The organism is Actinophytocola sp., from assembly GCF_036002505.1.
GTDB lineage: Bacteria > Actinomycetota > Actinomycetes > Mycobacteriales > Pseudonocardiaceae > DASYTH01.
Map to the genome: position 1 here is coordinate 36,679 of NZ_DASYTH010000122.1, position 13,600 is coordinate 50,278.

Genomic DNA, 13,600 nt, shown 5'->3' on the forward strand with positions numbered 1-13,600 from the left:
GTGATCAGTACGCCTCCGCCGCACCACGTGGTTCAGACCGGTACCGACACGAACTTCCGGCCGTCCGTGGTGTAGACGTCGATCGACTCCACCTGAGCCGGGTCGATCAGCGCCGTGCCGTCCAGCGGCGTGCCGTTCTTCGCGCCCGCGTCGGACACCAGCCAGCTCCCGGCCAGCACCGGCTGCCCGTTCCGCGGCATCACCAGAAGCTGGCAGGGCTCGCCCTTCGGGATGCCGGAGGCGAACGCGTGCACCCGCACCCAACCGGCCTGCTTCACCAGGTCGATCTTGAGGGTCGCCCCGGTTTCGGGGTCCTTGGCCTCCCGGTGTACGGCCCCGGGCACGTTCGTGCCGGACTCGGCCACGTTGCCACCGGACGGCGCGGTCTGCCGGCCGATCAGGATCCCGCCGCCGAGCGCCACCGCGACGAGCACCGCGGCGGCCGCGGCCACCAGGCCCGTCCGGGAGCGCCGGGCCGGGGCCTGCATCGGCCGGAAGGACCCGGCATGCTCGGTGCGCGCGGCCCGGAGCGTGCGCTGCAACGTGAGATCGCCGCCGTCCGGCGGGCCGTCCAGGAACGCCTCCGGCGGAATGTCGTCCATCGCCCCGCGGAGATCGGTCAGGTCGGCCACCTCGCGCCGGGCGTCCGGGCAGCCGGTCAGGTGCTCGTGCACCAGCTGCGCCTCACGGGGGTCGAGCGCACCGAGGGCGTAGGCGCCAAGCATCGAGTGGTCATGATCGACCGGGTTCATCCTGGCACCTCCCTTGCTCCGGAACGTCCGGCCAGCGCCACCCGCAGGGCGCGTAAGGCGTGGTAGGACCGCGATTTCACGGTACCCGGCGGTATGCGCAGCACCTGCGCGGCTTCCGTCACCGTGCGACCCCGGTAGTACATCTCCACAAGCACCTCCCGGTGCTCGGCGGAAAGCGTGTCCATGGCTCCCAGCACGGCCATCGAGTTGACCACGCGCTCGGCGTGGTCGGGCTCGGCGGCTGGCACGTCAACGGGCTCGCCGACTTCCTGCGGCCGGGACGCACGCGCCCGGGCCCGGTCGGTGACGATGTTGCGTGCGACCGTCAGGAGCCAGCCGCGCACCGAGCCCTTGCTGTCGTTCTGCAGGTCCTCGGCATGCCGCCAGGCGCGCAGCAGGGTTTCCTGGAGCACGTCCTCGGCGGCGGCCCGGTCCCCGGTCAGCCGGGTTGCGTAGGCCAGCACGCTGCGGCCGTGCTCCTGGTACAGGAACCGGATCAGGTCCTCGCCCGGCGCGCGGGGTTCCTGCTTGGCGCGCTTCTGGCGCGATCGCAAGCCTGGGAACGTCACGCCTGCCCTCACCTGCCCGGCTGAATCGGACACCACCGTGGTCGGCGAGAACAGTACTGGACCGGTCCATGACGCATGTCCACCCTTCGGTACGGATCCGCCGGGCGGGAGCGGAAGGGGCTGGAGCGCCCCCGCCCGGCGGGGCCTGTCAGTAACCGCCACCAGCATCGGGTACCGCCGCGGCCGCCTCCGCCTTCTTGCCCAGCGGAGTCGAGGCGAACCAGGTGCCGCCGACGCCCTGACCCTTGGCGTCCCCGGCGGCGCGGTCCCCGGTGTAGCGGTAAAGCGGCCAGCCGCCCAGCGTGAGCTGCTTCGTTCCGTCGGCCCTGGCCACCGTGCCAACCAGTCTCTTGTCGACATTGCTCAACTGGACCTCGCCGAGGTCCTGAACGGTGAACGGCTGCCACGTCTTCGCGCAGTCCCCGTTGCAGTTCGAGGTCGGCGGCTTCGCCTTGTCCTTGTCGAACCGGTACAACGTCCGACCGTTCTGGTCGGTGACCACGGCACCCAGCGACCCGACCTCGGCCACCGCCAACTTCGCCTCGGCCGCCCGCGGCTCCGCCGGTTGCGGTTGCTGCTGCTGCTGCCCCGCCGGCTGAGCCTGCTGCTGTGCGGCCACCGGCTGCGGCGAGCCGCTGATCGTCTCCTTGACGCCGCACGCGGACAGCGCCAGCAACCCGGCCGCCGCGGTGGCGACGACGATGCCGACTCGGGTGCGGATCATGGGTCAACCTCCTGCTACGTGGTTCAACACCCTCCACACGAACGGTTGCCCAGACCGGTTCATCATGATTTCTTCCGGGTATGACCGAGCCCGTCCGCGCCGCCCTGACCACCATCGACGGCGTGCTGGAAAGCCAGTCCCGCTACAAACCCGACCTCGCCTACTGGGTCAACGGCACCGAGATCGCCCACTTCGAGACGGACACCCTGCTCGACGTCCGCCTCACCCGCGCCCTGATCCGCTCCCTACGCACGTCGCTGCGTGCCGACCCCACGGTGACGTTGCGGCCGGCCACCTCCGACTGGATCACCGTCGACATCGCCGGCCCCGACGGCCTGACTCGAGCCGTCCACTTCGTCGAGCTCGCCGCCTCCGCCCACCGCGCGCCACCGGGCGCCACACCCCGCGCACCCCACTAGGCTCACCCCATGGCCAAGTGGACAGCCGCCGACATACCCGCGCAATCCGGCCGAACGGTGGTCGTCACGGGCGCCAACAGCGGCCTCGGCGCCGCCACCGCCCGCGAACTGGCCCGCGCCGGCGCCCATGTGATCATCGCCTGCCGCAACGTGTCCAAGGGCGAAGCCGCCGCTGCCACCATGGCCGGCACCGTCGAAGTCCGCCCCCTCGACCTGGCGGACCTCTCCTCGATCCGCTCCTTCGCGTCAACCCTGTCCGACCCCTTCGACGTGCTGATCAACAACGCCGGCGTCATGGCCCTCCCCCTCCGCCGCACCGCCGACGGCTTCGAAATGCAGATCGGCACCAACCACCTGGGCCACTTCGCCCTCACCGGGCTGCTCCTCGACCGCATCCGCGACAAAGTGGTGACGGTGTCCAGCGGCGTCCACCGCCTGGGCCGCATCCGCCTCGACGACCTCAACTGGGAAAGCGGCCGCTACCAACGCTGGCTCGCCTACGCCCAGTCAAAGCTCGCCAACCTCCTCTTCACCTACGAACTCTCCCGCCGCCTCACGGCAGCCGGTTCCCCGGTTAAATCCCTGGCCGCCCACCCCGGCTACGCCGCCACCAACCTCCAATCCCACACAGAATCAATTCAAGACAAAGTAATGTCCCTGGGCAACCGCCTGGCCCAATCAGCGGAAATGGGCGCCCTCCCCACCCTCTACGCGGCGACCATGGACGTCCCCACCGCCACCTACCTGGGCCCCGACGGCTTCATGGAAAACCGCGGTCACCCCAAAGTTGTCCGCTCCAACGCCGCCTCCCACAACGAAGAAGTAGCCCGCCGCCTCTGGGAACTCTCCGAACACCTCACCGACGTCATCTACAAACTCACCCCCCAAACCTAACCAGCCTCGGAAATACAATTCGCCCGCCGGAACGTACAACTCAGTTGCCAGCTGATACGACTCGGTTGCTGGAACGTACGACTCGGTTGCCAGACGGTACGACTCGCGTGCTGGAACGGACCCGCTCCTACCTCACCCCGCGACTGCTGCCGTCTCACCGCCCAGGACCTGGCAGAGGAACTGGCCGGTGTAGCTGTCCTCCAACTCGGCGACCTGCTCCGGCGTGCCCTCGGCGATGATCGTTCCCCCTCCGGAACCACCCTCGGGCCCCATGTCGATGATCCAGTCGGAGGTCTTGATCACGTCGAGGTTGTGCTCGATGACGATGACCGTGTTTCCCTTGTCCACCAGGCCGTTGATCACCCCGAGGAGCTTGCGGATGTCCTCGAAGTGCAGGCCCGTGGTGGGCTCGTCGAGGACGTACACGGTCTTCCCGGTGGAGCGCTTCTGCAGTTCGGACGCCAGCTTCACCCGCTGGGCTTCGCCGCCGGAGAGGGTCGGCGCGGGCTGGCCGAGGCGGACGTAGCCCAACCCCACGTCCACCAGCGTGCTCAAGTATCGGTGAATGGCCTTGATCGGCTCGAAGAAGCGTTCGGCCTCCTCGATGGGCATGTCGAGGACCTCGGAGATCGTCTTCCCCTTGTAGTGCACCTCGAGGGTCTCGCGGTTGTAGCGTGCGCCTTTGCAGACCTCGCACGGGACGTAGACGTCGGGCAGGAAGTTCATCTCGATCTTGATGGTGCCGTCGCCGGCGCAGGCCTCGCAGCGGCCGCCCTTGACGTTGAAGGAGAACCGGCCCGGTTGGTAGCCGCGGACCTTGGCCTCGGTGGTGGCCGCGAACAGCTTGCGGATGTTGTCGAACACGCCGGTGTACGTGGCCGGGTTGGACCGCGGGGTGCGGCCGATCGGCGACTGGTCGACCCGCACCAGCTTGTCCACCAGGTCCAGCCCGCGCACCCGGGTGTGCCGGCCGGGCACCTGCCGCGCGCCGTTGAGCTTGTTGGCCAGCACCGTGGCCAGGATGTCGTTGACCAGAGTGGACTTCCCGGAGCCGGACACCCCGGTGACCGAGACCAGGCAGCCGAGCGGGAAGGACACGTCGATCCCGCGCAGGTTGTGCTCCCGCGCCCCGACCACGGTGAGCTGGCGCTTGCGGTTGACCGTCCGGCGCATCATCGGCACCGGGATCTCCTCGCGGCGCGACAGGTACGCCCCGGTCAGCGAGCGCCGGTTCGCCAGCAGCTCCTTGAAGGATCCACTGTGGACGATCTCGCCGCCGTGCTCCCCCGCCCCCGGCCCGATGTCCACCACCCAGTCGGCGGTGCGGATGGTCTCCTCGTCGTGCTCCACCACGATCAGCGTGTTGCCCAGGTCGCGCAGCCGGGTGAGCGTCTCGATGAGACGGTGGTTGTCCCGCTGGTGCAGCCCGATCGACGGCTCGTCCAGCACGTACAGCACGCCGACCAGGCCCGAGCCGATCTGCGTGGCCAGCCGGATCCGCTGCGCCTCGCCGCCCGACAGCGTCCCCGACGCCCGGTCCAGCGACAGGTAGTCCAGCCCCACGTCGAGCAGGAACCGCAGCCGCGCCTGGATCTCCTTGAGCACCGCGCCGGCGATCATCTTCTCCCGCTGGCCCAGCGACAACCCGTCGAGGAACTCGGAGCACTCCCGCACCGACAGCGCGCACACCTCGGCGATCGACCGCGGGCCCAGCACCGCGTGCTCCAGCGTGACCGCGAGGATCTCCGCCTTGAGCCGGGTGCCCTGACACGCGGGACAGGGCACCTCGCGCATGTACCCTTCGTACTTCTCCCGCATGTAGTCGGACTCGGTCTGGTCCAGCCGGCGATCCAGGAACGGGATCACGCCCTCGTAGCTGGCGTAGTACGAGCGCTCCCGGCCGTAGCGGTTCTTGTAGCGGACGTGCACCTGCTCGTCGACGCCGTGTAGCACGGCTTTCTGCGCTTTGGCCGAGAGCCGCTTCCACGGCGTGTCCATGCGGAACCCGACGGCCTCGCCGAGGGAGGCCAGCAGCCGCTCGAAGTACTCGGCGGTCTGGCCGACGGCCCACGGCGCGATCGCCCCGTCGGCCAGGGACAGCTCGTCGTCCGGCACCACCAGCTCGGGGTCGACCTCCTTCTTGACCCCGATCCCGGTGCACACCGGGCAGGCGCCGTACGGCGAGTTGAACGAGAACGACCGCGGCTCGAGGTCCTCGATGGCGAGGGGATGTCCGTTGGGGCAGGCCAGGTTCTCCGAGAACCCGCGCACCCGGTGCGGATCGTGCTCCGGCAGGTCGACGAACTCCAGCTCCACCAGGCCGTCGGCGAGCCGCAGCGCCGTCTCGACCGAGTCGGTGAGCCGCTGCTTGGCGCTGGCCTTCACCTGCAACCGGTCGATCACCACGGCGATGTCGTGCTTCTCCTGCTTCTTCAGCTTCGGCGGGTCGGTCAGCGAATGCACCACGCCGTCCACCCGGGCCCGGGCGTAACCCTGGGACTGCAGCTGGGAGAACAGGTCGACGTACTCACCCTTGCGGCCGCGGACGACCGGTGCGAGCACCTGGAAGCGCACCCCGCTGTCCATGGCCAGCACCTGGTCGACGATCTGCTGCGGGGTCTGCTTGCTGATCGCCTCACCGCAGATCGGGCAGTGCGGCTTGCCGGCGCGGGCGTAGAGCAGCCGCAGGTAGTCGTAGACCTCGGTGATCGTGCCGACGGTGGAGCGCGGGTTGCGGCTGGTGGACTTCTGGTCGATGGACACCGCGGGCGAGAGGCCCTCGATGAAGTCCACGTCCGGCTTGTCCATCTGACCGAGGAACTGCCGGGCATAGGCCGACAGCGACTCGACGTAACGGCGCTGGCCCTCGGCGAAGATGGTGTCGAAGGCGAGGCTCGACTTGCCGGAGCCGGACAGCCCGGTGAAAACGATCAAGCTGTCCCGGGGCAGGTCGATGTCGACGCCGCGCAGGTTGTGCTCCCTGGCACCGCGGACGACGAGGCGGTCGGCCACTGATTTCCCTTCGGTCGAGCTGTGACGGCTGGGCCACGGCCATGCTAGGACCGGGCACCGACAATTCCGTGCGGTACCTGTCCGCCAACCGCCACCGGACGGTTCCGGTCGTTGGTAAAGCCGTAATAGGCTGTCAACTTCCAACAACCGATCGCGCCGGGGATGTCGGTATGACGGGATCAAGCACCACACCGGGAACGTCGGTGGAGCACGACACCGTGCCCGCCCAGCGTAGCTCTGCCGATCGGTCGGCACTGGAGCGCGCCCGGACCGGGCTGTCGGCGGTGCGCGAGGCCACCGAACGGCTCCACGGCGTGGTTTCCGGGCTGGACGACCGGGAGGTCGCGCTCCCCAGCAAGCTCCCCGGCTGGACCAGGGCGCACGTGGTCACCCACCTCGCCCGCAACGCCGACGCCCTGGTGAACCTGCTCACCTGGGCACGGACCGGGATCGAGCACCCGATGTACCTCAGCCGCGCGGACCGGGACGCCGACATCGAGGAGGGTGCGCAGCGGCTCGCCCAGGTGATCCGGGAGGATCTGCTGGCCGCCTGCGGCCGGCTCGACGACTACGCCGGGCGCCTTGCCGGCGCGGACTGGCGGGCCACGATCGCCCATCGCACCGGGCGGACGTTCCCGGCCGGCGAGGTTCCGTGGATGCGGCTGTTCGAGGTCTGGGTGCACCTGGTCGACCTGGACGCCGGCGTGGCGTTCGAGGACATCCCGCCCGGGCATCTCGAGCTGCTGCTGGAGTCGGCGGTCTACCCGCACGCGGCGCGCGCCGAGGGCGACCCCGTGCGGGTCCGCTTCGAGCTGCCGGGCGGGCGTCAGCGCAGCTGGGACATCCGCGTGCCGGCGGCCATCAGCTCTGAGGAGATCAGCGGTCCGGCCCCGGCCATGGTGGCCTGGCTGACCGGGCGCGGCAGCGGCACCGGCCTGACCGGGAAGCTGCCCGACCTCGCCGCCTGGGGCTGAGGTCCGGCACCGGTGAGCCAGCGGTACGCCGGCTTCTCCACGAACCGGGTCATCAGCCAGCCGAGCATGATGATCACCGCGGCACAGATCACGATCCGCCACCAGGCGCCGGCACCGGCGTTCAGCAGCACCCGCGCCACGACGAAACCGAGCTCCTGGTTGACCAGGTACAGCCCGTAGGAGATCGCGGCCAGCCAGGTGATCACCGGGGCGAACCGGCGCAGCGGCCCGACGCTCCAGTCCGGCCCGCCGGCGGCCGCCACGATGGCCAGCAGGATGACGCCGAAGGCCACGGTCGAGGGGGTGTCGGTGAAGTAGGCGTGCGCGTCCTGGGCCACCAGCACCGCGGCCAGATAGGCGGCGAGGTGCGCGCCGGACATGCGCTTCGACGTCCACAGCCAGATGGCCACGCCGGCGCCGAACAGCGCCACCCGGTGCAGGGCCAGCCCGTCGAAGGCGGACTTGATCCACTGTGCGGCGTCGTCGCCGCGCCAGAGGAACCGGATCACCAGCGGCGCCACCACCATGGTCCAGAGGAACACCGGCAGCCGGCGGCCGCTCCACCGCCCCCGCCGCCACAGGATCGCCGCCGCGGTGAACGCCATGACCTGGGCGGGCAGCGTCCAGTACGAGGCGTCGATCCAGTGCAGGCCGGGCGACCAGGCCTGGACCATGAGCAGGTTGCCGACCAGGTCCGCCAGGCTCGGCATGTACCACGGGAAGGCCGGGCCGCCGCTGGCCGGCAGCGGGTGCCCGAACAGCAGGGACAGCGGACCGCCGAACCGGTAGCCGTTGATCATGATCGCGGCGATCCGGGACACCAGGTAGGTCACCACGACGGCCACCAGGTACGCCGGCAGCACCCGGGCCAGGCGCTTGCCCAGCCAGCGCACCGTCTCCCCGCGACGCACGGTGACGCACACGAAGTACGCCGAGATCACCATCAGCGTGCTGGCCCCGAACTGCAGCGGCAGCGTCACCGGGTACGGGCCGAGCTCCGGATGGTTGATCGGGGCCTGGTGGGTGATGTGCTGGAAGATCACCGAGCACACCGCCACGACCCGCAGAACGTCCCAGCTCAGTTTGCGCTGGGTCCGGGCAGGGCTCACGGGCGTGGAATTCGGCACAGGCTCACAGGTGTCGGCAACAGTCGGTCACAATCTCTCTTCCCGTCGAAGCTATGGCGCAAACCTGTGAAGTGCCTTAACTAGAGCTGTAAGTTCGCCATAGGCTACCGTCAGCGACCGTGGAGATCGTCGACGACTACACCGGCCACGTCGAACCGGGCGGCCACGCCGCCCGTCGCGTGCTGCCCACGCTCACCATCACCAAGCTGTCGGTGGGCCCCATGAACAACAACGCCTACCTGCTCGTCTGCCGCGCGACCGGCGAGGCGCTGCTGATCGACGCCGCCGCGGACCCGGAACGGCTGTCCGACCTCATCGGCCACGCCGACGACCGGCCCACCCTGCGCACCATCCTCACCACCCACCAGCACCCCGACCACTGGCAGGCCCTCGGGGCGATCGCCGGGGCCTACGGCGCCAACACCGCCGCCCACCCGGAGGACGCCGGACCCCTCCCGGTTCCCCCCGACCTCCTCCTCACCCACGGCGACACCATCTCCGTCGGCGACGTCACCCTCGACGTCATCCACCTCCGCGGCCACACCCCCGGCTCCCTCGCCCTCGTCCACCGCGACCCCACCGGCCACCCCCACCTGTTCACCGGCGACTCCCTCTTCCCCGGCGGCGTCGGCAAAACCATGTCCCCGGAGAACTTCACCTCTCTCCTCGAGGACGTGCGGTCGCGGATCTTCGGCGAGCTGCCGGACGAGACCTGGTTCTACCCGGGGCACGGTGACGACTCGACGCTCGGGGCGGAGCGGCCGCATCTGGACGAGTGGCGGGAACGCGGGTGGTGAGGCCGGCGCGGGGTGAGCCGGTCACGTGCTAGGCTGCGTTTTGGGTTGTTCGTTTTGTGTTCGTGTTTGCGCGCGCTCGCGAAACGTTGTTGCGGGCGTGTGTAATCCCTCCAGTTGGTCGGAGAAGGCCCCCGCCGCAGACACCCGGGTCGCCGCACCGGTGGCGACTCGTTACCGCTGACTGCAGGAGAAAGCATGGCTCAGGGCACCGTGAAGTGGTTCAACTCCGAGAAGGGCTTCGGCTTCATCGCCCCCGACGACGGCGGCGCCGACGTCTTCGCGCACTACTCGGAGATCCAGGGCAGCGGCTTCAAGTCGCTCGAGGAGAACCAGCGCGTGCAGTTCGAGGTCGGCCAGGGCCAGAAGGGCCCGCAAGCCACCCGCATCACCATCATCTGACCTGGCTCAACTCCAGGCACGCAAGCCCCGTCCGGTTTTCCGGGCGGGGCTTGCCCGTGTTCGGGGCGCGGAGCCGATAGGTTCGCGGGCGTGGCGGTGGTGGAGATCTACACGGATGGGGCGTGCAGCGGCAATCCGGGGCCGGGCGGCTGGGGTGCCCTGCTCAGGTCCGGCCGGCACGAGAAGGAGCTGCGCGGCGGCGAGGCCGGGCGGACGACCAACAACCGGATGGAGCTGACCGCTCCCATTCGGGCGTTGGAAAGCCTGACGCGGCCGTCCGTGGTGCGGCTCTACACGGACAGCACCTACGTCCGCAATGGCATCACAAAATGGATGGCACAGTGGAAACGGAACGGTTGGCGGACGGCGGGCCGGGAGCCGGTGAAGAATGCCGATCTGTGGCAGCGGCTCGAGGCCGCCGCGGCGGTGCACGACGTGCAGTGGGAATGGGTGAAGGGGCACGCGGGGCATCCGGACAACGAGCGGGCCGACCGCCTCGCGGTGCAGGGGATGCGGGAGGCTCTCGCCGCGGCGAATGCGCGGGGCTAGATAATCGCCTTTATGGCTCTGAGCGAACACGGACGGCGGAAGGTTCAGCGCGAGGCTGACCAGCTGATCGGGCGGACCCTCCCGGAGATGAGCGCGTTGCGGCGAAGGGTGCTGAGCGCGTTGCTCGTGCGCACGGCTGAGGGTTGGCATCTGTTCGTTCGGGATGATGGGGCGCGGCAGGCGGATGCCTTCCTGATCGGACCGAGTGGGTTGTTCGCCGCGATGATTGGCGAGGAGCCACCCGATGCGGTGATCGCCCACGAGGTGATGCGGCACGCCGAGGAACGGTGCGCCGACATTCGAGGGTCGCGCGGGCAGGTGCTGGCGGCGGGCGTTCGGCACGTGGTCATCGTTCCCGGTGGAAGCCCCAGGGACGGCGCGCACAGCAGGCGGTACTGGTTGCTGAGCGAGCTGGAGTTGCCGCGACTATTCGATCGGGACGCGGTACATCTGGATCGCCGTCAGGTGGGGGCGATTGCCGACCAGGTGTCCGCGCGACTGCCCGGGTTCCGGTACTTACGGGTGTCGCCGCCGGAGCGCGAACAGGACCAGTCCAAACTGATCGAGGAAAAGGACGTTACCGACCAGAACCTGGAGAAGGCTCAGCAGCGGCCATTCGACACCTGGATGAGCTTTCTTCATCCGCAGCAGAATGCCGTCGTGAAGCGGGATTACATGGGCCCGGCAAGAATCAGTGGTCCGGCCGGGACCGGCAAGACCGTGGTCGCCCTGCACCGGCTGCGCTACCTGGCCATGCAGAGCACCGGTCCGCTGCTGTTCACGGCGTTCGTGCGGACCCTGCCGCTGGTGCACCAGAAGTCGTTTCGGCGGTTGGCGCCGGAGGTGGCCGACCGGGTGGAGTTCACCAACCTGCACGCGTGGATTCGCGAGTTTCTGACTGCGCGGGGCCGGGAGATAACCGTCGTGCCCAGCCAGGTCGACACCGCGTTCGGGCGGGCCTGGATGGCGCACCGCGCACCCCTGGAATTGTTGGAGAAGTCACCGCCCTATTGGCAGGCCGAGATCGATCGGGTGATCAAGGGTCGGGGGATCCAGACCCTCGAGGAGTACGTCCGGGTGCCGAGGCGGGGACGCACCCTCCGGCTGGACGCCGCGCAGCGCGCGCTGGTGTGGCGGCTGTTCGAGGGGTACCAGGAGAATCTGGCGGCGAAGGGGCTGCACGACCACCACGACATGATCAGCATCGCGCTGGCCGAGCTCACCGCCCGGCCGGTCGAGCGGCCGTACGCGGCGGTCGTGGTGGACGAGGTGCAGGACATCACGTTGAACGGCCTGCGCCTGCTGCGGCAGCTGGCCGGGGACGGGCAGAACCGGTTGCTCCTGGTCGGGGACGGGCAGCAGCAGGTGTACCCGGGCGGGTGGCGGCTGTCCGATGCGGGCATCCCGATACAGGGCCGCGGGGAGGTGCTGCGGGTGAACTACCGCAACCGGGCCGAGGTGCTGGGCTTCGCGCAGCGGTTCGACGCGGTGAACGAGGTCGACGACCTGGACGGGGCGGCGGGCGTCGCGCTGCGGGACGCCGAGGTCGCCAACTCGGGCGGCGAGGCCAGATCCTGGCGCGGGCCCGAGCGCGACCTGCCGGGCGCGCTGGTGGAGACGATCAGCGCCCTGCCGGCGCCTCTGCTGGGACACACGGCGCTGATCGCGTTCCAGCGCCGTGACCTGGACCAGTGCACAGCCGTCCTGCGCAAGGCCGGCATCGCGTTCCTCCCGCTCGAGCAGTACGAGGGAGAGCCCGACGACCGGTTGAAGGTCGGCACGGTCCACCGGGCCAAGGGGCTGGACTTCCAGGCCGTCCTGGCCGTCCATTTCACCCGCAACGCCGCGACCGGCACGGCCATCGAGGAGGAGACCCGGATGCGGCAGGAACGGCAGCACCTGGTGGCCGCCACCCGGGCCCGAGACTTCCTGTGGTGGGCCGTGGCGGAGCCCAACACCGACCGGTGAGCCGGGGATGCGCGGGCGCCTCGACATCAGCACCGGCGGCCAGGTGACCGCTAGGCATCCGTCTATGTGACCACGATGGCGGCGGCTAAATGACCACCAAAGGCGTGTCCAGTTGACCGTTGATCTTGATTGTCCGGAACAATCGAGCCGTGGTCGAACTACCCGGTCTGATCCCGCGCCGCGCCGAGGCGCTGGTGCGCGAGGCACTGTCGGACACCCGGATCGTGCTGGTCAACGGGGCACGGCAGGCCGGGAAGAGCACGCTGACCAGGCTGGCCGCCGGCGACCGGGCGGGGACCGTGAACCGCCTGCTGGATGATCCGGCGACGCTGCGGGCGGCGCGGGACGACCCGACCGGGTTCGTCGAGCATGACGGGCTCATGGTCATCGACGAGATCCAGCTCGTCCCGGAGCTGCTCCGGCCGATCAAGGTGCGGGTGGACCTGGATCCGGCGCCCGGCCGGTTCCTGCTGACCGGGTCGTCCCGCGTGCTGGCGCTGCGCACGCTGCCGGACGCGCTCCCCGGCCGGATGGAGGTGATCGAGCTGTGGCCGTTCTCCCAGGGCGAGATCAGCGGCGGGCCCGACCGGTTCGTCGACGCGGCCTTCCGGCACGGCCCGACGATCGACCACTCCTCGGCGCTGCGCCGCCGCGACTATCTGGAACGCGCCGTCGTCGGCGGCTTTCCCGAGGCGGTGCGCCGCGCTCCCCGGCGACGCACGGCGTTCTTCGACTCCTACCTGTCCACGCTGATCGAACGGGACGTGCTGGAGCTGGCCAGCATCGAGCGCCACGGTGACCTGCTCAAGCTGCTCGGCCTGCTCGCCGGGCGCACCGGCGGCCTGCTCGTCCCGGCGGCGGTGGCCAACCAGTCCGGCATCCCGCGGACCACCCTGGTGCGCTACCTGGAGCTGCTGTCCTCGGTGTTCCTCATCAAGAGCGTTCCCGCCTGGTCGTCCGGGCAGACGCAGCGGGCCGTGGGCACCCCGAAGCTGGCGTTCGTCGACACCGGGATCGCCGCTCATCTGGTGGGCCAGGACGCCGCGCGGCTCGGCGAGCCCGGCGGCGCGGCCGGGCCGATGCTGGAGAACCTCGTGGTCATGGAGCTCGCCCGCCAGCTGACCTGGTCGGACGAGCGGGCCCGGCTCTTCCACTACCGGACCAAGGACAAGCTCGAGGTGGACGCGGTGCTCGAGACCCCGGACGGCCGGGTGGTCGGCGTCGAGGTCAAGGCCGGCGCCACCGTGCGCACCGAGGACCTGCGCGGCCTGCGGAACCTGGCGAACCTCCTCGGCGACCGGTTCGTCGCCGGAATCGTGCTCTACACCGGGGCGCAGACCCTGCCGTTCGGCGCGAAGATCCGAGCCCTGCCGCTGGACGCGGTGTGGCACCTCGCCCCCTGAGTACCGCGCCTCA

12 protein-coding genes and 1 pseudogene are annotated in these 13,600 nt (G+C 69.8%); 8 read left to right on the top strand and 5 right to left on the bottom strand.

Annotated features, from left to right (window positions below; genetic code table 11):
• Positions 1–32 precede the first annotated feature (32 nt).
• The 3 genes from VGR06_RS10395 to VGR06_RS10405 all read right to left on the bottom strand — a co-directional run bounded on the left by VGR06_RS10395 (position 33) and on the right by VGR06_RS10405 (position 2,045).
• Positions 33–752: an anti-sigma factor family protein gene (locus VGR06_RS10395; protein WP_327558790.1), complete on the bottom strand. Its 720-nt coding sequence runs from the start codon at positions 750–752 to the stop codon at positions 33–35.
• On the bottom strand, positions 749–1,321 hold the full coding sequence (locus tag VGR06_RS10400) for a sigma-70 family RNA polymerase sigma factor (RefSeq protein WP_414637220.1): 573 nt from the start codon (positions 1,319–1,321) through the stop codon (positions 749–751). Before VGR06_RS10400 ends, VGR06_RS10395 begins: the two co-directional genes overlap by 4 nt.
• Before the next feature lie 148 nt (positions 1,322–1,469).
• On the bottom strand, positions 1,470–2,045 hold the full coding sequence (locus VGR06_RS10405) for a hypothetical protein (RefSeq protein ID WP_327558791.1): 576 nt from the start codon (positions 2,043–2,045) through the stop codon (positions 1,470–1,472).
• Positions 2,046–2,125: 80 nt separating this feature from the next.
• Between VGR06_RS10405 and VGR06_RS10410 the strand changes: the two genes are divergently transcribed.
• Both VGR06_RS10410 and VGR06_RS10415 read left to right on the top strand, forming a co-directional pair.
• On the top strand, positions 2,126–2,464 hold the full coding sequence (locus VGR06_RS10410) for a luciferase family protein (protein WP_327558792.1): 339 nt from the start codon (positions 2,126–2,128) through the stop codon (positions 2,462–2,464).
• A gap of 9 nt (positions 2,465–2,473) precedes the next feature.
• Positions 2,474–3,358 (top strand): oxidoreductase, encoded by an 885-nt coding sequence (locus tag VGR06_RS10415; RefSeq protein WP_327558793.1) that lies wholly within the window; start codon positions 2,474–2,476, stop codon positions 3,356–3,358.
• A 132-nt stretch (positions 3,359–3,490) separates the two neighbouring features.
• Here the strand turns inward: VGR06_RS10415 and uvrA are convergent, their stop codons facing one another.
• Positions 3,491–6,370: an excinuclease ABC subunit UvrA gene (uvrA, locus tag VGR06_RS10420; protein ID WP_327558794.1), complete on the bottom strand. Its 2,880-nt coding sequence runs from the start codon at positions 6,368–6,370 to the stop codon at positions 3,491–3,493.
• A gap of 170 nt (positions 6,371–6,540) precedes the next feature.
• Between uvrA and VGR06_RS10425 the strand changes: the two genes are divergently transcribed.
• Positions 6,541–7,344, top strand: a complete 804-nt coding sequence (locus tag VGR06_RS10425; RefSeq protein WP_327558795.1) for a maleylpyruvate isomerase family mycothiol-dependent enzyme — start codon at positions 6,541–6,543, stop codon at positions 7,342–7,344.
• A gap of 59 nt (positions 7,345–7,403) precedes the next feature.
• Here the strand turns inward: VGR06_RS10425 and VGR06_RS10430 are convergent.
• A pseudogene (locus tag VGR06_RS10430) lies at positions 7,404–8,471 on the bottom strand (acyltransferase family protein); the annotation flags it as partial.
• A 119-nt stretch (positions 8,472–8,590) separates the two neighbouring features.
• Here VGR06_RS10430 and VGR06_RS10435 point away from each other — a divergent pair.
• The 5 genes from VGR06_RS10435 to VGR06_RS10455 all read left to right on the top strand — a co-directional run bounded on the left by VGR06_RS10435 (position 8,591) and on the right by VGR06_RS10455 (position 13,587).
• Positions 8,591–9,268: an MBL fold metallo-hydrolase gene (locus VGR06_RS10435; RefSeq protein WP_327558796.1), complete on the top strand. Its 678-nt coding sequence runs from the start codon at positions 8,591–8,593 to the stop codon at positions 9,266–9,268.
• Between the two features lie 195 nt (positions 9,269–9,463).
• A complete protein-coding gene (locus VGR06_RS10440; RefSeq protein ID WP_327558797.1) occupies positions 9,464–9,667 on the top strand; it encodes a cold-shock protein in 204 nt (67 codons plus the stop codon).
• A gap of 90 nt (positions 9,668–9,757) precedes the next feature.
• Positions 9,758–10,216: a ribonuclease HI gene (gene rnhA, locus VGR06_RS10445; protein WP_327558798.1), complete on the top strand. Its 459-nt coding sequence runs from the start codon at positions 9,758–9,760 to the stop codon at positions 10,214–10,216.
• A gap of 87 nt (positions 10,217–10,303) precedes the next feature.
• Positions 10,304–12,184 carry a UvrD-helicase domain-containing protein gene (locus VGR06_RS10450; RefSeq protein ID WP_327558799.1) on the top strand — a complete coding sequence of 627 codons (1,881 nt, stop codon included), beginning with the start codon at positions 10,304–10,306 and terminating at the stop codon, positions 12,182–12,184.
• Between the two features lie 149 nt (positions 12,185–12,333).
• Complete coding sequence (locus tag VGR06_RS10455; protein ID WP_327558800.1) at positions 12,334–13,587, top strand: ATP-binding protein; 1,254 nt, start codon at positions 12,334–12,336, stop codon at positions 13,585–13,587.
• The last annotated feature ends 13 nt before the right edge of the window (positions 13,588–13,600 follow it).